Annotated in this window: 17 protein-coding genes; 6 read left to right on the top strand and 11 right to left on the bottom strand. The window is 73.4% G+C overall.

Annotation, left to right across the window (positions count from 1 at the left end; all coding sequences use genetic code 11):
• Positions 1-267 precede the first annotated feature (267 nt).
• The 5 genes from ABZ318_RS22690 to ABZ318_RS22670 form a co-directional block, all read right to left on the bottom strand.
• On the bottom strand, positions 268-678 hold the full coding sequence (locus ABZ318_RS22690; RefSeq protein WP_356904296.1) for an ACT domain-containing protein: 411 nt from the start codon (positions 676-678) through the stop codon (positions 268-270).
• Positions 679-707: 29 nt separating this feature from the next.
• Entirely contained in the window at positions 708-1874 is a 1167-nt protein-coding gene (locus ABZ318_RS22685; RefSeq protein WP_356904295.1) for a thiolase domain-containing protein, read from the bottom strand.
• Positions 1867-2919, bottom strand: a complete 1053-nt coding sequence (locus ABZ318_RS22680; RefSeq protein ID WP_356904294.1) for a thiolase domain-containing protein — start codon at positions 2917-2919, stop codon at positions 1867-1869. Before ABZ318_RS22680 ends, ABZ318_RS22685 begins: the two co-directional genes overlap by 8 nt.
• On the bottom strand, positions 2916-3893 hold the full coding sequence (locus ABZ318_RS22675) for an OB-fold domain-containing protein (protein WP_356904293.1): 978 nt from the start codon (positions 3891-3893) through the stop codon (positions 2916-2918). The genes ABZ318_RS22680 and ABZ318_RS22675 overlap by 4 nt, the downstream gene beginning before the upstream one ends.
• 230 nt (positions 3894-4123) lie before the next feature.
• Positions 4124-4924, bottom strand: coding sequence for a crotonase/enoyl-CoA hydratase family protein (locus ABZ318_RS22670; protein ID WP_356904292.1), 801 nt, complete (start codon positions 4922-4924; stop codon positions 4124-4126).
• 172 nt (positions 4925-5096) lie between these two features.
• Between ABZ318_RS22670 and ABZ318_RS22665 the strand changes: the two genes are divergently transcribed.
• Entirely contained in the window at positions 5097-6725 is a 1629-nt protein-coding gene (locus ABZ318_RS22665) for an acyl-CoA synthetase (RefSeq protein WP_356904291.1), read from the top strand.
• Here ABZ318_RS22665 and ABZ318_RS22660 read toward each other — a convergent pair.
• Both ABZ318_RS22660 and ABZ318_RS22655 read right to left on the bottom strand, forming a co-directional pair.
• Positions 6674-6997, bottom strand: a complete 324-nt coding sequence (locus ABZ318_RS22660) for a hypothetical protein (RefSeq protein WP_356904290.1) — start codon at positions 6995-6997, stop codon at positions 6674-6676. The genes ABZ318_RS22665 and ABZ318_RS22660 overlap by 52 nt on opposite strands.
• Before the next feature lie 987 nt (positions 6998-7984).
• A complete protein-coding gene (locus ABZ318_RS22655; RefSeq protein ID WP_356904289.1) occupies positions 7985-9505 on the bottom strand; it encodes an alpha/beta hydrolase in 1521 nt (506 codons plus the stop codon).
• A gap of 170 nt (positions 9506-9675) precedes the next feature.
• On the opposite strand from ABZ318_RS22655, the gene ABZ318_RS22650 reads away from it, so the two are divergent.
• A complete protein-coding gene (locus tag ABZ318_RS22650; RefSeq protein ID WP_356904288.1) occupies positions 9676-10491 on the top strand; it encodes a pentapeptide repeat-containing protein in 816 nt (271 codons plus the stop codon).
• A 21-nt stretch (positions 10492-10512) separates the two neighbouring features.
• On the opposite strand, the gene ABZ318_RS22645 is transcribed toward ABZ318_RS22650, so the two are convergent.
• The gene (locus ABZ318_RS22645; RefSeq protein WP_356904287.1) at positions 10513-11517 is read right to left on the bottom strand and encodes a zinc-dependent alcohol dehydrogenase family protein; all 1005 of its coding nucleotides are present in this window, start codon (positions 11515-11517) and stop codon (positions 10513-10515) included.
• A gap of 149 nt (positions 11518-11666) precedes the next feature.
• Between ABZ318_RS22645 and ABZ318_RS22640 the strand changes: the two genes are divergently transcribed.
• The gene (locus ABZ318_RS22640; RefSeq protein ID WP_356904286.1) at positions 11667-12008 is read left to right on the top strand and encodes a helix-turn-helix transcriptional regulator; all 342 of its coding nucleotides are present in this window, start codon (positions 11667-11669) and stop codon (positions 12006-12008) included.
• Positions 12009-12068: 60 nt separating this feature from the next.
• On the opposite strand, the gene ABZ318_RS22635 is transcribed toward ABZ318_RS22640, so the two are convergent.
• Positions 12069-12845, bottom strand: a complete 777-nt coding sequence (locus ABZ318_RS22635; protein ID WP_356904285.1) for a GNAT family N-acetyltransferase — start codon at positions 12843-12845, stop codon at positions 12069-12071.
• Positions 12846-12935: 90 nt separating this feature from the next.
• Positions 12936-14357, bottom strand: a complete 1422-nt coding sequence (locus tag ABZ318_RS22630) for a family 2B encapsulin nanocompartment shell protein (RefSeq protein WP_356904284.1) — start codon at positions 14355-14357, stop codon at positions 12936-12938.
• A gap of 295 nt (positions 14358-14652) precedes the next feature.
• Between ABZ318_RS22630 and paaK the strand changes: the two genes are divergently transcribed.
• Both paaK and ABZ318_RS22620 read left to right on the top strand, forming a co-directional pair.
• Positions 14653-15939 (top strand): phenylacetate--CoA ligase PaaK, encoded by a 1287-nt coding sequence (paaK, locus tag ABZ318_RS22625; RefSeq protein WP_356904283.1) that lies wholly within the window; start codon positions 14653-14655, stop codon positions 15937-15939.
• A gap of 23 nt (positions 15940-15962) precedes the next feature.
• Positions 15963-16343 (top strand): VOC family protein, encoded by a 381-nt coding sequence (locus tag ABZ318_RS22620; protein ID WP_356904282.1) that lies wholly within the window; start codon positions 15963-15965, stop codon positions 16341-16343.
• Positions 16344-16359: 16 nt separating this feature from the next.
• On the opposite strand, the gene ABZ318_RS22615 is transcribed toward ABZ318_RS22620, so the two are convergent.
• Complete coding sequence (locus ABZ318_RS22615; protein WP_356904281.1) at positions 16360-17868, bottom strand: fatty acyl-CoA synthetase; 1509 nt, start codon at positions 17866-17868, stop codon at positions 16360-16362.
• A 157-nt stretch (positions 17869-18025) separates the two neighbouring features.
• Here ABZ318_RS22615 and ABZ318_RS22610 point away from each other — a divergent pair, with 157 nt between their 5' ends.
• On the top strand, positions 18026-20494 hold the full coding sequence (locus ABZ318_RS22610) for a penicillin acylase family protein (RefSeq protein WP_356904280.1): 2469 nt from the start codon (positions 18026-18028) through the stop codon (positions 20492-20494).
• Positions 20495-20496: the final 2 nt, after the last annotated feature.

Below are 20496 nucleotides of genomic sequence, written 5' to 3'. Positions count from 1 at the left end.
GTGGTGACGGCCTCGTCGTAGGCGTTGGTGTGCAGGCTGTTGCAGTTGTCGTAGATGGCGCGGGCCGGCCGGGTCGGCCGGGTCGGTCGGCGGCACCTCCGGGAGCCTCACGGGCGCCTCAGCCGCGTGGCGGCCCGGAGACCTCCACGGTCACGGTCACGCGGGGCGCCCGCCCGGCCACGGAGGGTCCGCCACACGGGCGGCCGACCGGGACGGGGACGCCCGGACGAGCGGCTTCCGGGCTCGGGGCGGCCCCGCCCGTGCCCCTCATTCGGCCGAGTCGGCCGACCGTCGCGAGAGCCCGTTCAGGAGGTCCAACGCCTGACCCGCACGGTCGTGTTCGACGAAGAGGTGGTCGTGGTGGAAACCGGCCACCACGTTGCAGCTCAGACCCGCGGCGGCGAGCTCGCCCGCGACGGCCGCCGTGAGCCCGACGGCGTCGAGCGCGGAGTGCACCCGGAGCGTGATCCGGCCGGCCACGTAGTCGTACGGGAGGCCGGCGGCGTCCGCCTCCTCCTGCCGTACGACGAGGGTGAGGCCCTCGGGTTCGGTGACGGTGACGACGGGGGCGACCCCGGCCGGGGCGGGGCCGTCCACCGTGGTGAAGACGTAGCGGCCGGGGTCGAGTTCCGGGCGCATCCCGGCGAGGAGCCGGGTGAGGTCGCGTTCCGCGTTCATGCGGGCCAGGGTAGGCCCCTCGCGGGAGCTCAGCCGGTGGGCGGGGTGTCCCCCACGAGCCACATGGAGAAGAACTGGGCGCCGCCTCCGTAGGCGTGGCCGAGGGCCCGGCGGGCGCCCTCGACCTGGTGCTCGCCGGCGTCCCCCCGTACCTGGAGCGCGGCCTCGGCGAAGCGGATCATCCCGGAGGCTCCGATGGGGTTGGTGGAGAGGACCCCGCCCGAGGGGTTCACGGGCAGGTCGCCGTCGAGCTCGGTCACCCCGGCCTCGGTGAGCTTCCAGCCCTCGCCCTCCTCGGCGAAGCCCAGGTTCTCCAGCCACATGGGTTCGTACCAGGAGAACGGCACGTACATCTCGACGGCGTCGATCTGCCGCCGGGGGTCGGTGACGCCGGCCTGCCGGTAGACGTCGGCGGCGCAGTCCCGGCCGGCCCGCGGGGAGACGAAGTCCTTGCCGGCGAAGAGGGTGGGTTCGCTGCGCATCGCCCCGCCGTGCACCCAGGCGGGCGGCCGTGGCGCGCGGTCGGCTCCGGCGCGGTCCGTGAGGATCATGGCGCAGGCGCCGTCCGAGGAGGGGCAGGTCTCGGAGTAGCGGATGGGGTCCCAGAGCATCGGGGAGGCCTGGACCTTCTCCAGGGTGAGGTCGTGCTCGTGGAGGTGGGCGTACGGGTTCTTGAGCGCGTTGCGCCGGTCCTTGTACGCGACGAGGGAGCCGATCGTGTCGGGGGCGCCGGTGCGGCGCATGTACGCGCGCACGTGCGGGGCGAAGAAGCCTCCGGCGCCCGCGAGCAGGGGCTGCTGGAAGGGGACGGGCAGGGAGAGGCCCCACATGGCGTTGGACTCGGACTGCTTCTCGAAGGCGAGGGTGAGGACGGTCCGGTGCACGCGCGCGGAGACCAGGTTGGCGGCGACGAGGGCGGTGGAGCCGCCGACCGAGCCGGCCGTGTGGACCCGGAGCATGGGCTTGCCGACCGCACCGAGGGCGTCGGCGAGGTACAGCTCCGGCATCATGACGCCCTCGAAGAAGTCGGGGGCCTTGCCGATGACGACGGCGTCGATGTCCGCCCAGGTCAGCTCGGCGTCCTCCAGGGCGCGCAGGGCGGCCTCGCGGACGAGTCCGGCGATCGAGACGTCCCTGCGGGCGGCGACGTGCTTGGTCTGGCCGATGCCGACGACGGCCACGGGCTCCTTAGCCACGGGGGTCTCCTTCCAGGACGGCGACCAGGTTCTGCTGGAGGCAGGGGCCGGAGGTCGCGTGGGCGAGGGCGCGGTCGGACTCGCCGCGGTGGATGCGGGCGGCGGCCTCGCCGAGCCGGATCAGCCCGGCGGCCATGACGGGGTTGGCGGCGAGGGCGCCGCCGGAGGGGTTGACCCGCACGGTGTCGTCGAGACCGAGGGCCTTCCTGAGGACGACCTCCTGGGAGGTGAAGGGGGCGTGGAGTTCGGCGGTGTCGACGGGCCTTTCGAAGGCTCCGGCGCGTTCGGCGGCGAGGCGGGTGGAGGGCGAGTCGGTGAGGTCGCGGACGCCGAGGGAGTGGGCCTCGATCCGGTGGTCCATGCCCCGGATCCAGGCGGGGCGCTCGCACAGTTCGCGGGCCCGGTCGCCGACGGCGAGGATCACGGCGGCGGCGCCGTCGCCGATGGGCGGGCAGTCGCCCGTGCGGAGGGGCCGGACGGCGTATGTGCCCTGGGGGCGGGCGCCGGGCAGCTGGGCGTGGGGGTTGGCCCTCGCGTCCTCGCGGCTGCGGGCGGCGATCGCGGCGAGGGCGGGTTCGTCGGTGTCCCCGGCGTCGACGAGGGCCTGGGCCTGGAGGGCGGCGAGGGCGACGGAGTCGGGCCAGAGCGGGGCGAGGTAGTACGGGTCGAGCTGGCGGGTGAGGACGTCGCGGACGGAGCCGGGCGAGGCCTTGCCGTAGGAGTAGACGAGGGCCGTGTCGGCCTCGCCGGTGAGGAGCTTCACCCAGGCCTCGTAGAGCGCCCAGGCGCCGTCCGTCTCGACGTGGGACTCGGAGATCGGCGGCCAGGCGCCGACGCCGTCGAGGGCCATGGTGAAGGAGAAGGCGCGTCCGGCGAGGTAGTCGGAGGAGCCGGAGCAGGTGAAACCGATGTCGGCGGCCTTCAGACCGGTCAGCCGCTGCACCTCGTGCAGCACGGGCATCACCATCTCGACCTCGGAGAGGTCGTCGGTGTGCCGTCGGTGGTCGCTCTGGGCGAAGGCGACGATCGCCACGTCCCGGCTCATAGCAGCTCCTTGTACGTGTCGTAATCGGCGTCGGGTTCGCCGGTGGGCCGGTAGTGGTCCGGGTAGCGGCCGTCCTCGCTCCACACGGGCTCGACCCGCAGGCCCATGCGGACCTCGTCGTACGGGATGCCGGCGATGCGGCCGTGGAGGGCGAGCCCGGCGCCGTCGAGGGCGATGTGGGCGTAGACGTAGGGGACTTCGATGTCCAGGTTCTTCGCCTTGATGTTGACGATGCAGAAGGTGGTGACGGTGCCGCGGGGGCCGACCTCGACCTGGTCGGTGGTGGCGACGCCGCAGGTGGGGCAGGCGCCGCGGGGAGGCACGTACACCTTGGCGCAGGAGGGGCAGCGCTCGCCGACCGTGCGGCGCTCGGCGAGCCCGTGGAGGTATCGGGTCTGGGCGCGGCCGGGGCTGTACGTGTAGTCGAGGCGGGCGGGGGCGACGATGCCGGTCACGGGGTCCTCGAACCGGCCGTCGTGCGGGGCGGGTTCGCGCTCCCGCGTGCTCTCACCGCCCTCGTCGCCCTCGTACGGTTCGAAGCAGGCGATGTCCGTGATCGCGCCGGAGCGTTCGGCGGCCCAGCGGATCCGCACCCGCAGGCCGGCGCGGACGGCTTCGGGGCCGGGGGCGTCGAGGGCATGGAGGAGGGCGGTGTGGGCGCCGTCGAGACGCACGAGGACCCAGGCGAAGGGGGTCGCCAGGGGCTGCCCGCGGCGAGGCTCGGGGTTCCAGGCCCAGGTGGTGACGGTGCCGGTGGGGGCGACCTCGACGAGCTCGCGGAGTTCGGCGGCGGTCGCGGGGTCGTACTCGACGGGCGGGACGAGCACCTCCCCCGCCTCGGTGCGCACGCCGAGGACGGTGCGCTCGCGCAGCCCGGTGAGGAAGGCGGACTGGACGGGGCCGAGGGAACGGGTGAAGGGGAACTCGACGACGAGGGGGGCGCGGAGGGCCTCCGGCGGGTCGGTGACGGTCATGGGCGGGCTCCTTGAGTGGGGGTGGTGGGCGTGGGGCGCGGGTGGGCCGCTGCGCGGGGCTTCTCCCCCGCCCCGCCCCCTCCCGAACCGGGGCTCCGCCCCCGACCCCGCGCCTCAAACGTCGGCGGGGCTGAAATTCAGCCCGCCCGGCGTTTGAGGGCACGGCCGAAGGCCGTACGGGGTCGGGGGCGGAGCCCCCGGTTTCGGGAAGGGGCGGGGTGGGGAAGGACTCACTCCCGCCGGTACACCGGCGCCCGTTTCTCCGCGAACGCCCTCGCCCCCTCCTTCGCGTCCGCCGTGTCGAAGATCGGCCACCCCCTCTTCAGTTCGGCGGCGAGCCCCTCCGTCTCGGGCAGTTCGGCCGTCTCGTACACGGAGGCCTTGACCGCCTCGACGGCGAGCGGCCCGCAGGCGTTGATGCGCTCGGCGATGTCGAGGGCCGCGTCCAGGGCGGTGCCGTCGGGGACCACCCGGCCGACGAGGCCGATGGCGGCGGCCTCGTCGGCGCTGTACGGGCGGCCGGTGAGGAGCATTTCGAGGGCGTGGGTGCGGGCGATCTGGCGGGGCAGGCGGACGGTGGAGCCGCCGATGGGGAAGAGGCCCCGCCGGACCTCGAAGAGGCCGAAGGTGGCGGAGGCCGCGGCGACCCTGATGTCGGTGCCCTGGAGGATCTCCGTGCCGCCGGCGACGCAGTGGCCCTCGACGGCCGCGATGACGGGCTTGCGGGGGCGGTGGTGGCGGAGCATCGCCTTCCAGTGCAGGTCGGGGTCGGCCTTCAGCCGGTCCCGGTACTGCTCGCCCTCCATGCCCTTCCCGGCCAGGGCCTTGAGGTCCATGCCGGCGCAGAAGGAGCCGCCCGCGCCGGTGAGGACGACGGAGCGGACGGTGTCGTCGGCGTCGGCCTCCAGCCAGCCGTCGTACAGGCCGACGAGCATCGGCAGCGAGAGGGCGTTCTTGGCCTCGGGCCGGTTCAAGGTGAGGACGAGCGTGGCGCCTTCGCGCCGGACGCTGAGGTGTTCGGTGCCGCCCATGGGGGTCTCCCGTCTCCAGTTCTGGAACAGGTTGCAGGAGCCGGGGGCCCAGTTCAATAGTTTTCTGACACTCAGTCAGATTCTTCTGCGCATCCCCTTCCCCCGGTGACCGGTCGACGCTCTAATGACCGCCACGTCCATGTGAACCGGCGAACCGGGGTCAGGAGGAACGGTGGAGTACAACCTTGCCGACCTGTTCGAATCGGTCGTCGACGTGGTCCCCGACCGCGAGGCGCTGGTGTACGTCGACCATCCCGGCACGGGCGAGGAGCGGCGGCTCACCTACGCCGAGCTCGACGCCGCCGCCAACCGGATCGCGCACCACCTGACCGACGCGGGCATCCGGCCCGGCGAACACCTCGGCCTCCACCTGTACAACGGCGTCGAGTACCTGCAGACCGTCCTCGCCTGCCTGAAGGCGCGGATCGTGCCGGTCAACGTGAACTACCGGTACGTGGAGGAGGAGCTCGTCTACCTCTACCGGGACGCCGACCTGGCGGCACTCGTCTTCGACGCCGAGTTCACCGGCCGGGTCGCGGCGGCGCTGCCGCAGACGGAGAAGCTGCGGCACCTGGTGCGGGTGGGGACCCCTCCCGAGGACGCCCCTGCGCTCGACTGCGTGCCGTTCGCCGAGGCGGAGGAGTCCGGTTCACCGGAGCGCGGCTTCGCCCCCCGCTCGCCCGACGACCTGTTCATCATCTACACCGGCGGCACCACCGGCATGCCCAAGGGCGTCCTGTGGCGGCAGGAGGACCTGTTCTTCGCAGGCCTCTTCGGGGGCGACCCCTCGGGCGAGCCCGTGAAGCGTCCCGAGGAGCTGGCGGAGCGGGTCGCGGCCGGCGGCGCCGGCATCACCTTCTTCCCCGCGCCGCCCCTCATGCACGGCACCTCCACCCTGACCGCGTTCATCGCCCTCAACTACGGGCAGCGGGTCGTCCTGCACCGCAAGTACGTGCCCGAGGAGGTGCTGCGCACCCTGGAGAAGGAGAAGGTGTCCAGCATCTCCCTGGTCGGGGACGCGATGCTGCGCCCGCTCGTGGACGCGCTGCGCGGACCGCTCAAGGGCACGGACCTGTCCGCCCTCTTCAGCCTCTCCTCCTCCGGGGCGATCATGTCCGAGACGGTACGGGCCGAGCTCCAGGAGCTCATGCCGAACGTCCTGCTGCTCAACAACTTCGGCTCCACCGAGTCCGGCTCCAACGGGCGCGCCACCGAGGACTCCGGCCCGGCCAAGGGCTTCCGGCTGCACGTCAACGAACGCACCCAGGTCGTGGACCCGGCGACCCGCGCCCCCGTCGCGCCGGGCGAGACCGGCCGGCTCGCCCAGCGCGGCCACGTCCCGCTCGGCTACTACAACGACCCGGCCAAGACCGCCGAGACCTTCTTCGAGCGGGACGGGGTGCGCTGGGTGCTGCTCGGCGACATGGCGACCGTCGACGAGAGCGGGGTGGTCACCGTCCTGGGCCGCGGCTCGCAGTGCATCAACACCGGGGGCGAGAAGGTCTACCCGGAGGAGGTGGAGCAGGCCCTGAAGTCCCACCCCGACGTGTACGACGCGCTGGTCGCCGGTGTCCCCGACGCCCGCTGGGGCAACCACGTCGCCGCGGTCGTCCAACTCCGCCCAGACGCCCCGCCGCTGGACCTGGAGTCCCTCCAGACCCACTGCCGGCAGCAGTTGGCGGGCTACAAGGTCCCCCGCCAACTGGTGCTCACCGACCGCATCCAGCGCTCCCCCAGCGGCAAGGCCGACTACCGCTGGGCCCGCGCGGTGGCGGTGGAGGCGGACACGGACGCCTCCTGAGGGAGTCGGCCGGTGCGCCAGCGGCGGACGGTGTCGCCGTCGAAGGTCAGCCAGGTGCCGTCGCCGAGGGGCAGCACGCGGGACGCGACCTCGACGCCCGGCGGGTACGCGACCTCGGCCCGCGGCCGCAGGTCCACGGCGTCGAGCAGGAAGTGGCGGCATTCCTCCTCCCACGGGCCCTCGCCCACCGGCGCGAGGACCCGTGCCTCGTCGAGGAAGCCGGGCCGTCCCGTGAAGACCAGGCCGTCCGGGAGGACGTCGTCCGCCTTCACCACCGTCCGGGGGCGCGCCGGGGCGTCGTAGCGGGTGAGCCGCTCCCCGGCTCGTCGGGAGCCGCGTCTCGGTCAGGACCGCGCCGGTGGCCGGGTCCAGGGCCACGAGCACTTCGGTCCGGTCGGTCTCCAGGGCGGGCTGCACGACCGCGAGCAGGGCGGCCCCCGAGGGGTCCGGGGCGCAGGCGCCGCGGGCTCCGCTGGGCCACGGGCGGTGCGCGAAGGTCCAGCGGACGGTTCCGTCCGCCTCCTGGAGGGTGACGGAGTCGGCACCGCTCACGGCCAGTCCGCCGCCCGGGACGGGGGTGACGGACGCCTTCTCCTCGCTGGAGAGCCGGCCGCCGTACCGCGTGTCGAAGACCGTGCCGGTGTCGCCCGACACCCGGCCCACCTCCACGGACGCCCCGTCCCGGGCCACGATCCAGTGGGCGTGGTCCCTGACGAGCAGGCAGTCGAGCTGTCCCGGCGCCGAGCCGAGCCCCGGCAGGTCCTCGGTGGCGGTGGGCTCGGCTCCGACGGCTTCGTACTCCATGGCCTTCCTCCTTCCTCCTCGGGTGGTTGTCGGGCCGGTGGAACTTCGGACAGGTGCCGTTGGGTTCGTCGTACGCGACGGCCTTGCCGTCGTCGGCGGCGGCCCGGATGATCGGCGGGCAGACGTCCGGGCAGACCGGCCGGGACGCCGCGCCGTGCGTCGGGAGCCGGCTCTCCCCGCCGTTCGCCTGGCGCCTCCGGTTCAGGAAGTGGAGGATGTTCTGTTCGGCGTGACCGCCCCGCTCCCCCGGCGGGGGCTTGGGCAGGTACTCGTCCGACGGGATCGGGATGAGTCCCCTCTCCTCCGCCGGCTTCAGCTGTGCCTTGTTCAACGGCACCCTGCTGGTCGAGGGTGTCGATCGCCTCGCCCTGGCCCGAGGACAACAGCCCCTCGTGCCGGCTGTTCGCAATCCGCAACAGCCCTGCCACGATCGCCGGTTGAGGTCGCAGTCGGGGTTACACCCCGAACCCCCTGATGGCTGTGAGGAATTCGACCGGCCGGGCGTTGTGGACGAGGTGGCCGGTCTCGATCGTGACGAGGCGGGCGTCCGGGATGCGGTCGGCGAGCCCGGACAGCTGGTCCTGCGGGATGTGGCTGGTCGGACCGCCGGCGATGACGAGGGTGGGGGCCGTGATCGCGGCGAGCCCCTCGCGCCAGGCCGGGTCGGGGGAGTTCAGCTGGGCGTCGGTGGTCGGGACGATGTCCCAGTCGAAGGCGAGGGGGTCCTCGGGGCGCTCGGCCGCCGGGCGCGGCGGGTCGAGCGGGACGAAGGCCGGTGCCTCCTCCAGGACGAGGCGGCCGATGAGCCCGGCTTCGCGCTGGGCGAGGAGGTGTGCGGCGCCGGCGCCCATCGAGTGGGCGACGACGTCGGCGCCGGCGAGGCCGAGGGCCTCGATGAAGCCGCCGAGTTCGTCGCGGAAGTCCTCGAAGCCGTAGCGTCCCGGCCGGTCGCTGAGTCCGTGGCCGCGCAGGTCGACCGCGTACACCCGGTGGTCGACGGCCAGGTCCTCGGTGATCTCCGTCCAGGTCGTGCTGTTCTCGCCGCGGCCGTGGACGAGGACGACGGGCCGGGCGTCCTCGGCTCCCGCGACCCGGTAGGCGAGCCGTACCCCGTCCACGGTGACCGTGCGCACGGCCGGGTCGAGGAAGGCGGCGACCGTGCGGGCGAAGGCACCGGCGTCGTCGACCCAGGGGAAGTGTCCGGCGCCCGGCTGGACGACGAGCTCCGCGTGCGGGAAGAAGGCCGCCGCCTCGGCCGCCTTCGCGGGTGTCGGGCTCGCGTCGTACTCGCCCGCCAGGATCAGGACCGGCGCGGTGAGCGCGCCGAGCGCGCGGTGGGTCGCCTCGGGGTCGTAGGCGCCCTCGCCGTGGTAGAGGGGCGCGGCCGCCCAGTTCGTCTCCGGCCCGTTGGCCGCCGCGTGCTCCTGGGCGGCGGCGTCCCAGCGGCCGTAGGCGAAGGGGGCGGTGATCTCGTGGACGCGTCGCAGCGGGGTGTCCGGGCCGATCGCGTCCAGGGCGGCCCTGGCCTCCGGGTACCAGGGCCGGTCGGCGAAGACCTCGGCGGCCTTGTCCCATTCCTCGTCGGTGGTCCCGACGCCGAGGGCGCGTCCGAGGGAGGTGACGAGGACGAGGGAGCGGATCCGCTCGGGGTGGGCGGCGGCGTACAGGACGGCAAGGTTCCCGCCGGCCGAGTGGCCGAGGAGGTCGATCCGGTCCAGGCCGAGGTGCGCGCGGAGGGCCTCGACGTCGCCGACCTGCCGGTCGCAGCGGTACGTGCCGGGGTCGGCGGGTTCGGCGCTCGCCCCGGTGCCGCGGGCGTCGAGCAGGACGAGGGCGCGGTGGGCGGCGAGTCCGCCGAGGTCCCCGAGGTAACCGGCGTCGCGCATCGGCCCGCCCGCCAGGCAGACGAGCGGCTCCCCCTCCCCCTGTACGCGGTAGGCGAGTTCGGTTCCGTCATGGGTCGTGAACGTCGGCATGCCGCCGATCCTCACCGGTCCCGGTGGATCACCGCAATCGGTTTCGCCGAGAGCACGACGACGAAGCGCGACGACGAAGCGCGAGGTCACAGCACCGGGAAGACCGTGCGGCGCCGGGGGCGCGATACGGTGGGAGAACCGTCCCCGAACCGCGAAGGAACCGTTCCACCGTGCCCGACACCCGGGAATCCGCACTGCGCGGCGACTGCGCGAACTGCTTCGGCCTGTGCTGCGTGGCGCTGCCCTTCGCCAGGTCGGCCGACTTCGCCGTGAACAAGTCGTCGGGCGAGCCCTGCCGGAACCTCCAGGAGGACTTCCGCTGCGGGATCCACACCAGGCTGCGGCCGAGCGGTTTCCAGGGCTGCACGGTGTACGACTGCTTCGGCGCCGGCCAGCGGGTCTCCCAGGTGACCTTCGGCGGCGTGTCCTGGCGCGAGGCGCCGGAGACGGCCCGGCAGATGTACGAGGTGTTCCCGGTGGTGCGCCAGCTGCACGAGCTGCTGCGCTACCTCACGGAGGCCCTGGCGCTGCGGACGGCCCGCCCCGTCCACGCCGAGCTGCGGGCCGCGCTGGCCCGGGTCGAGGAGCTCGCCGGGGGCGCTCCGGACGCCCTGGAGAAGCTGGACGTGGCCGCGGTGCGCGCCGAGGTCAATCCGCTGCTCCTCAGGACGAGCGAGCTGGTCCGCGCCACGGCCGGCGGCCGGCCGAGGAGCCGGCGCGGGGCGGACCTGATCGGCAAGCGGCTGCGCGGGGCGAAGCTGCGGGGCACGGACCTGCGCGGGGCGCTGCTCATCGCGGCCGACCTGACGGGGGCGGACCTGTCGCTCACGGACCTGATCGGCGCCGACCTGCGGGACGCCGACCTGTCGGGCGCGGATCTGACCGGCGCGCTGTTCCTGACGCAGCCCCAGCTGAACTCGGCGCGCGGGAACGCGGCGACCCGCCTCCCGGAGGGCTTCGACCGCCCCGCGCACTGGGCGGCCTGACACCCCCTGGCCCGACACTCCCTAGTGGGGCACGGTCACGACGATCTTGCCCACCTGGTGGCCGGCCTCCATGGCCCGGTGCGCCGCGACGATCTCGTCGAGGGTGAAGGTGCGGTCGACGGCGGGTTCGAAGAAGCCGGTGCGCAGTCCGGACTCGACGAAGGCGCGGGCCCGGCGCAGCCGTTCCGGGTCCCTGGTCGTCTCCGGCATCGTGTAGGTCCGCAGGGAGACGGCGGGCATTCCGAGGTCGAAGCCGGGGTACGGGGTGGGGAGCCCGCTCACGGCCCCGTAGAGCAGCACGGTGCCGCCGGGGGCGACGGCCCTGACGAGGTCGGTGAGGCCGGGTCCCGCGACCCCGTCGAAGGCGAGGTCGGCGCCGCGCCCGCCCGTGAGGTCCCGTACGCGCTCGGCGACGTCCTCCTCGTCGGTGACGATCACCTCGGCCGCTCCCGCCTTGAGCAGGGCGTCCTTCTTGGCCCGGGTGCGGGTGGTGACGAGGGGCGTGGCGCCGATCCGGTGCGCGGTCCTGATGGCGGCCAGGCCGACGCTGCTGGAGGCGCCGGTCAGGACGACGGTGTCCCCGGCGCGCGCCCCGCCGACCTCGACCAGCCCGCCGTACGCCGTGACGTACGGCATCCAGACGGCGGCGCCCTCGACGGGGCCGAGGCCCTCGGGGCGGGGGACGAGGGAGGCGGCCGGGACGATCGCGCGCTCGGCGTAGACGCCGTGGTCGTTCATCGAGAACGAGGGCACGACGCTCACCGCCTGTCCGGCCGCGAGCCCGCTCACTCCCTCGCCGAGGGCCTCGACGACACCCGCCGCCTCCAGGCCGAGCCGGGCGGGGAAACGCCGGGCCGGCTCGATGTAGTGGCCGCCGCGGAAGAGGGCCTCGGCGCGGTTGAGGCCGATGGCCTCCACCCGGAGGAGGACTTCGCCGGGGCCCGGTTCGCCCACCTCGACGTCCTCCAGGCGGAGCACCTCCGGACCGCCGTACTCGTGGAACCGCACCGTCCTGGCCTTGCTCATCGGGCTTCCCCTCCCCGCTCGGTGACGGCGGCGCGCGGACCGCTCCGCCGCCGCGCCCCAGCCAAGCGCAAGGTTCGACTACTGTCAAACTTCGATGCACATGAAACTTCGACCCCTGTCGTACGATGCTCCGGGAGGTCGACACGACGATGAGAGCAGCGGCAGGCACCGGCCGACGGGACCGCGTCCCGCCCCACCCCGACATGCGCGAGATCGGTCTGCAGCAGGTCATGGAGGCCCTGGTCGACCCCGTCAGGCGCCGGATCGTCGCCGAGCTGTACGCGGCGCGCGAGGACCTGGCCTGCGGGGCCATCGACCTGCCGGTCAGCAAGTCCACGGCCACCCACCACTTCCACGTCCTGCGCGAGGCCGGCCTCATCCGCCAGCACTACGCGGGGACTTCCCGCATGAACGCCCTGCGCCGCGAGGAGTTCGAGGAGCGCTTCCCGGGGCTCCTGCGGGCCGTGGTGGCCGCGCACGGCCAGGAGTAGGGCCTGCCTTTCGGATCAGGCCCCGCGAGCCCGGCCCGATCCGAAAGACAGGCCCCGGGCTCAGACCTCGTACACGTACGGCGTTGTGGTCGTCAGCGTCAGGAAGCCGAGGCGCCGGAGGATCGGGCGGCTGGTGTCCGCCGCGTCGACCTGGACGTAGCGGTGGCCCCGGTCGGCGGCGATGCGGGCGCGGTGGGCGACAAGGGCGCGGTAGAGGCCGCGGCCGCGCCAGCCCTCGACGGTGCCGCCGCCCCAGAGGCCCGCGAAGTCCGTGCCGGGGTACAGCTCCAGACGGGCGGCGCTCACGGGTTCCCCCGCGGCGAGGGCGACGACGGCGGTGATCGTGTCGGGGTCGGCCGCGAGCCGGTCCAGGAGTTGGCGGCCGAGGTCGGAGCTGTCGGTGCCGAAGGCGCGCTCGTGGACCTCGACGACCTGGCGGACCCCGGCCTCGTCGGTGACCGCGCGGAGTTCGACGCCTTCGGGGAGCGGGGCCTCCCGGGGCAGGGCCGCGGCCTCGGCCGCCATCAGGGTCTCCGGTTCCTCGGGGGTGAAGCCGGCCGCGCGGAGCCGGTCGCCGAGGTCGGCGGGGGTGTCGTGCGCGTACAGCTTCCACTCGAAGGACAGGCCGGCGGCGCGGTAGTGCTCGATCTGCGCGGTGATGGCGCCGTCGGCGGCGGGCGCGTCGAAGCCGGACCAGAGGACGCCGTTCCACGCGTGCGCGGGGCCGGTCTGGCGGACGACGCCGTCGATGTGCTCGACGCGGCAGCCGGGCCCGTCGGGGCGGGCCTCGCGGCGCAGTTGGAGGTCGTGGAGGTCACGCAGGTGCTGGGGTTCCATGGCGGCCACTCCAGCACCGGCGTCCGGGGCCGGGCAACGGGTTTTGCCCGACCCCCGCCCGGCCCCCGCCCGGCCCCGCCCGGCCGGCGGTCAGGCGCGCGGGCGCACCTCGACGTTCTCCAGGATGCCGACCGCGTCCGGCACGAGGATCGCGGCGGAGTAGTAGGTGGAGACGAGGTAGGAGATGATCGCCTTCTCGTCGATGCCCATGAAGCGGCAGTTGAGGCCGGGCTCGATCTCGTCGGGCAGACCGGTCTGGTGGAGGCCGATGACGCCCTCGTTGTTCTCGCCGGTGCGGACGGCGATGATCGAGGAGCTCTGCCGGTCGGTGACCGGGATCTTCCCGCAGGGGAGGAGGGGCACTCCGCGCCAGGCCGGCATGTGGCGCCCCTCGACGTCGACGGTGCCGAGCACGAGACCGCGCTTGTTGCACTCCTTGCCGATGGCGGCGATGGCCCGGGGGTGGGCGAAGATGTAGTCGGTGTCGCGGCGCATGCTGAGCAGGTCGTCGAGGTCGTCGGGGGTCGGCGGGCCCGAGTGGGTCTGGATGCGCTGGTCGAAGTCGGTGTTGTGGAGCAGCCCGAACTCGGGGTTGTTGACGAGCTCGTGCTCCTGGCGCTCGCGGAGCTCCTGGACGGTCAGGCGGAGCTGCTGCTCCGTCTGGTTCATCGGCTGGTTGTAGAGGTCGGCGACGCGGGTGTGGACCTTCAGGACGGTCTGGGCGACGCTGAGTTCGTACTCGCGCGGCCTGAGTTCGTAGTCCGCGTACGCGCCGGGCAGCGCGGCCTCGCCGACGTGACCGGCGCTGAGCTCGATGGCCGCCTCGCCGGCCCGGTTGACGGGGCGGCGGTGGCCGTTGGTCCCGGCGCCCTGGACGTGGTCGCGGAGGTTCTCGTACTCCTCGGCCACGGCCAGGTAGGCGGTGCGGGGCAGGGCGAGGAGGGTGACGGCGGTGACGGCCTTGGCGGTGAAGTCCCACGTCCCGTCCCCGGCGAGCACCTGGCCGCCGAAGGTGTCGCCGTCGCCGAGCCGACCGAGGAGGGTCTCGTCGCCGTACTGTCCGGTGCCGAGCTTCTCGATCTTGCCGTGCGCGATGAGGTGGACGTGGTCGGCCGGCCTGCCGGCGTTCACGATGATCTGGCCGGGCTCGTACTCCTGCTGGACGAAGCGGTCGGCGAGGGCGCCGAGCGCGGCAGGGTCGTCGAAGCCGCGCAGGAGCGGGAGTTCGGCCAGCTCGGCGGGGATGACCTCGACCCTGGAGCCGCTCTTGACGAAGGTGACGCGGCCGTCGCCGACCACGTACGAGAGGCGCCGGTTGACCCGGTAGACGCCGCCGGGGGTGTGGATCCAGGGGAGCTTGCGGAGCAGCCAGCGGGAGCTGATGCCCTGCATCTGGGGTTCGGACTTGGTGGTGGTGGCGAGGTTGCGGGCGGCGGCGGTGCTGAGGCTGAGCTGCACCTGGCGGAGCTCGATGGCGGGCGGGGTGGCCGCCGGCTCGGTGTCGACCGACATGGATGACTCGCTTTCTGGGGCGTTCGCGGACTCGTGCGTCACTCTCCGCGTCCAGATGTAACGCACGGTGGTGTACGTCATCCGGGTGCGGCGCGAACGGGTGGGAGCGCCGGGTGGCGGCGGCCGCCCCGCGAGCGCCGCGAGCGCTCCGCCGTCCGGGCGGCGGCGGGTGACCGTCCGGGCGGGAAAAGTCCTCCCACCCCTTGCCAAGCCCCGGGTGCCTCCGGTTTTACTGACCCCGAACGGATCAACCGAATGATCGGTTGTCCGTTTTACGACGGCGGAGGAGCGGCGCATGACGGAACTGCTGGACAGCGGCGAACGGCTCGGGCGCGAGGAGCTCGCGGCCCTCCAGTTGGAGCGGCTGCGCACGACCCTGCGGCACGCGTACGAGAACGTGGACTTCTACCGGCGCTCCTTCGACGCGGCCGGTCTGACCCCGGACGACTGCCGCACGCTCACGGACCTGGCCCGCTTCCCGTTCACCGCCAAGTCGGACCTGCGCGAGCACTACCCCTTCGGCATGTTCGCCGTCGACCAGTCCCGGATCCGGCGGATCCACGCCTCCAGCGGCACCACCGGCCGGCCGACCGTCGTCGGCTACACCCAGGCCGACCTGGACATGTGGGCCGACGTGGTGGCCCGCTCCCTGCGCGCGGCCGGGGCACGCCCCGGACACAAGGTCCATGTGGCCTACGGGTACGGCCTGTTCACCGGCGGTCTCGGCGCCCACTACGGCGCGGAGCGGCTCGGGTGCACGGTGATCCCGGCGTCCGGCGGCATGACGGCCCGGCAGGTGCAGCTCATCCAGGACTTCCGGCCCGAGATCATCATGGTGACCCCCTCCTACATGCTGACGCTGCTCGACGAGTTCGAGCGGCAGGGCGTGGACCCGCGCTCCACCTCGCTGAAGGTCGGCGTCTTCGGCGCGGAGCCGTGGACGGAGGAGATGCGGAGGGAGATCGAGGAGCGTTTCGCGATCGACGCGGTCGACATCTACGGCCTGTCGGAGGTGATCGGCCCCGGCGTGGCGCAGGAGTGCGTGGAGACCAAGGACGGCCTGCACATCTGGGAGGACCACTTCTACCCGGAGGTCGTGGACCCGTTCACCGGCGAGGTGCTGCCCGACGGGGAGGAGGGCGAGCTGGTCTTCACCTCGCTCACCAAGGAGGCCATGCCGGTGATCCGCTACCGGACCCGTGACCTCACCCGTCTCCTGCCGGGGACCGCGCGGGTGTTCCGCCGGATGGAGAAGGTCACCGGACGCAGCGACGACATGATCATCCTGCGCGGGGTGAACCTCTTCCCCACCCAGATCGAGGAGATCGTGCTCCGCACCCCGGGCGTGGCTCCGCACTTCCAGCTGCGGCTGACCCGGGAGGGCCGGCTCGACGCCCTGACCGTGCGGGCCGAGGCCCGCCCGGACGCGACGCCCGAGGAGCGCGAGGCGGCGGCCCGGGCGGTCGCGGCGGCGGTGAAGGACGGGGTCGGGGTCTCCGTGGACGTGGAGGTGGTCGACCCGGAGACGCTGGAGCGCTCGGTGGGCAAGATCAAGCGGATCGTGGACCTCCGGGGCGCGTAGCCTGGGGGAAGGAGGTGGTTGCGATGCTGTCGGACTCCCCCATAGCCGCGATCATTCCGGTCAGTGACATGAACCGGGCCAAGCAGTTCTACTCGGAGACCCTCGGCCTCTCCCTCACGAAGGAGTCCCCGGAGGACACCAGGTACGAGTGCGGTGGCACGATCATCGGCCTCTACGAGACGCCCTACGGCGGCAAGGCCGACCACACCCTGGCGAGCTGGAAGGTCGACGACCTCGACGCGGAGATGTCGACGCTGCGCTCCAAGGGCGTCACGTTCGAGGACTACGACCTGCCCGGCATCAAGACGGTCGACGGCGTGGCCGAGTCGGACACCATGCGGGGCGCCTGGTTCAAGGACAGCGAGGGCAACATCCTCTGTGTGATGGAGGAGCGCGAAGGCTGAGACCCGCCCCACGGTGTCACGAGGCGCCGAAGCGGTCCCTCAGCTCCCGCTTGAGGATCTTGCCGCTGGCGTTGCGGGGGAGCGCGTCCACGAGGAGGACGCGCTTCGGCGCCTTGAAGTGGGCGAGCTTCTCGCGGGCGTGGTCGAGGAGTTCGGCCTCGGTGACCTCCCCGCGCGGGACGACGACGGCCGTGACCGCCTCGATCCACCGCTCGTCGGGGAGGCCGATGACGGCCACCTCGGCGACGGCAGGGTGGGTGTAGAGCGCGTCCTCCACCTGCCGGGAGGCGACGAGCACGCCGCCGGAGTTGATGACGTCCTTCACCCGGTCGACGATCGTGAGGTAGCCCTCGGCGTCGCGGACCGCGAGGTCCCCCGAGTGGAACCAGCCGCCCCGGAAGGCCGCCCTGGTCTCCTCGGGCTTGCGCCAGTAGCCCTCGCACAGCTGCGGGGAGCGGTAGACGATCTCCCCGGGGGTGCCGTCGGGCACGTCCTCCCCGTCCTCGCCGACGACGCGGGCCTCGACGTGGCGCACGGGACGGCCGCAGGAGTCCATCCGGCCCTCGTGCTCGTCGGGGCCGAGGACCGTGGCGAGCGGGCCGATCTCCGACTGGCCGAAGCAGTTGTAGAAGGCGAGCCCGGGCAGGCGGGCGCGCAGCCGCTCCAGGACGGGCACGGGCATGATCGAGGCCCCGTAGTAGGCCTTGCGCAGGGCCGAGAGGTCGCGGACGGCGAAGTCGGGGTGGTTGGCGAGGGCGATCCAGACGGTCGGCGGGGCGAAGAGGCTGTCGGCGCGGCCCGCCTCGACCAGGTCGAACAGGACGTCCGGGTCGGGTCCGTCGACGATCGTGTTCTCCGCGCCGACGGCGAGGTAGGGCAGCAGGAAGACGTGCATCTGCGCCGAGTGGTAGAGCGGCAGCGCGTGGACCGGCCGGTCGTCCTCGCTCAGGTCGAGGGCCTCGATCGCGCTCGCGTACTCGTGGGCGAGGGCGAGGTGGGTCATCATCGCGCCCTTGGGGAGCGCGGTGGTGCCCGAGGTGTAGAGCAGCTGGGCGAGGTCGCGGGCGTCGCGGTCGGTGAGGTACTCCTCCGGTTCGGCGAGCACGTCGAGCAGTGAACCGGGCGCGTCCCGCAGGGGCTTGACCGCGAAGCCGTCGGGGATCCGGTCGGCGAGGGCGGGGTCGGCGAGCACGAGCGAGCTGTCCGACTGCTCCAGGACGTACGCGAGGTCCTCGCCGGTCAGGTGGTGGTTGACCGGCACGTGGACCAGGCCGGCCCGGGCGCAGGCGAGGAACGCGACGAGGTAGGCGTCCGAGTTGTGGCCGTACGTGGCGACGCGGGCGTACTCCGGCAGGGCGATCCCGTGCTCCGGCTCGCGCAGGACGGCGGCGGCCGTGGAGACGGCCGCGTCCAGCTCCGCGTACGTCCAGGTCCGGTCGGCGTACCGCACGGCGATCCGGTCGGGCACGCGCCGGGCGCTCGCGCGCAGGCAACCGTCGACGGTACGGCTGAGGAGTCGGTCCATGCGGTGATCCTCGGCGCGGAGCATACGGAAGGTCAAGTACCGCGCGGGAGCGCCGCGTCCGCCCGGACCTCGGATACCGAACGGGATGTTGACAAGGGGGCGGGCAACTGCGTGCATGGTCCAACCCGCAGTGCTCATCGGCCCGTTGGGAGGCATCTTGCACCTCCGTACCCGTCTGAAACACCTGGCGCTCACCGGCGCGGCCCTCGCCGTCGTCACGGCCTCGCTGCCCGGCGCGGCGGCCGCCGACTCCGGCGGCCGGGACCGTCACCCCGCCGACCGGGGCCTGTCGGCCGTCATCCGCTACACCGAGTACGGCATCCCGCACATCGTGGCGAAGGACTACGCGAACCTCGGATTCGGCACGGGCTGGGCCCAGGCCGCCGACCAGGTCTGCGTGCTCGCCGACGGCTTCCTGACCGTGAACGGGGAACGCTCCCGGTACTTCGGCCCGGACGCCGCCCCCGACGGCTCGCTCTCCTCCGCCACCACGAACCTCTCCAGCGACCTGTACTTCCGCGGCGTGAAGGACGCGGGAACGGTCGAAAACCTGCTCGGCACCCCGGCGCCGGCCGGGCCGAGCCGGGACCTGAAGGAGCTGATGCGCGGCTGGGCGGCCGGCTACAACGCCTGGCTGCGGAAGAACCGCGTCACCGATCCGGCCTGCGCGGACGCCGACTGGGTCCGTCCGGTGACCGCGCTCGACGTGGCCCGGCGCGGCTTCGCCGTCTCGGTGCTCGGCGGACAGGGCAGGGCCGTGGACGGCATCACCGCCGCCCGGCCGCCGGCCTCTCCCCCGGCGGCCGGGCGCACCGCCGCCGACTCCGGTTCCGGATCCGGCATCGCCGCCGATTCCGACTCCGACTCCGGCTCCGGCACTGCCGACTCCGTCACCGTCCCCGACCCGGACCGGGCCGCCGAGGCGGCGCGTGCGCTGTTCGCTCCCGAGAACGCCACCATGGGCTCCAACGCCGTCGCGTTCTCCGGAGCCACGACGGCGAACGGGCGCGGGCTCCTCCTGGGGAACCCGCACTACCCCTGGCAGGGCGGCCGCCGGTTCTGGCAGTCGCAGCAGACCATCCCGGGCGAACTGAACGTCTCCGGCGCCTCGCTCCTGGGCACGACCGTCGTCAACATCGGCTTCAACGACAAGGTCGCCTGGAGCCACACCGTCGCCACCGGGGTGCCGCTCAACCTGCACCAGCTGACGCTCGCACCCGGCGACCCGACCTCCTACCTGGTGGACGGGAAGCCGGAGCGGATGACCCCGCGCGCGGTGACCGTGGCCGTGAAGGACGGCGCCCCCGTCACCCGCACCCAGTGGTGGACCCGGTACGGGCCGGTCGTCGGCGGCCTCGGGGCGCAGCTGCCGCTGCCGTGGACCGCGACCACGGCGTACGCGCTGAACGACCCCAACGCGCTCAACCTGCGGGGCTCCGACACCGCGCTCGGCTTCGGCAGGGCCCGCTCCACGCAGGACGTCGCCGACGCCCTGGAGCGCACGCAGGGCCTGCCCTGGGTCAACACGATCGCGGCGGACTCGGCGGGGCACTCCCTCTTCACCCAGTCCCAGGTGCTCCCCCGGATCACCGACGAACTCGCCGCGCGCTGCTCCACCCCGCTCGGCCGGGCCACCTACCCGGCCTCGGGGGTCGCCGTGCTCGACGGCTCGCGGTCGGACTGCGCGCTCGGCTCCGACCCGGACGCGGTGCAGCCGGGCGTCTTCGGCCCCGCGCGGATGCCGGTCCTGCGGGACGCCCCGTACGTGGAGAACTCCAACGACAGCGCCTGGCTGGCCAACGCCGACCGGCCGCTGACCGGTTACGAGCGGATCTTCGGCACGGTCGCGACGCCGCGCTCGCTGCGCACCCGGGGCGGGATCGAGGACGTGGCGGCGATGGCGGACGGGGGCCGGCTCACGGTGGCCGACCTCCAGCGCCAGCAGTTCGCGAACCGGGCGCCGGCCGGTGACATGGCGGCCGCCGACGCGGCCGGGGCGTGCACGTCGGCGCTGCCGGAGGACCCGGAGGTCTGCCGGGTGATCGGGGCCTGGGACCGGACGGTGGACACCGGCAGCCGGGGCGCACTGCTCTTCGACCGGTTCTGGCGGAGGTTCACGGGCACGGTGAAGCCGGCCGACCAGTGGAAGGTGCCGTTCTCGGCGGCCGACCCGGTCCGCACCCCGCACACCCTGAACACCGGGGTGCCCGAGTTCGCGAAGGCCCTCGCGGGCGCGGCGGCGGAGCTGCGGGCGGCGGGCATCGCGCTGGACGCGCCGCTCGGCGCCCACCAGTTCGTCGTACGGAACGGGGAGCGGATCCCCGTGAGCGGCGGGACCGAGTCGCTGGGCGTCTGGAACAAGGCCGAGCCCGTGTGGAACGCGGCGGGCGGCGGCTACGTGGAGGTCGCGCACGGGACCAGCCACGTGCAGGCCGTGGGCTGGGACGGCAGCCGGTGCCCGGTGGCCCGCACCCTGCTGTCGTACTCCCAGTCGTCGAACCCGGCGTCCCCGCACTACAGCGACCAGACCCGGCTGTTCGCGGGCGAGCGCTGGGTGACCTCCCGGTTCTGCGAGAAGGACATCCTGCGCTCGCCCGGCCTGCGGGTGGTGGTCGTCAGGGGCTGAAC

It is taken from the genome of Streptomyces sp. NPDC006197, from assembly GCF_040613865.1.
Lineage (GTDB): Bacteria > Actinomycetota > Actinomycetes > Streptomycetales > Streptomycetaceae > Streptomyces.
This window is presented reverse-complemented; position numbering and strand designations above follow the sequence as displayed.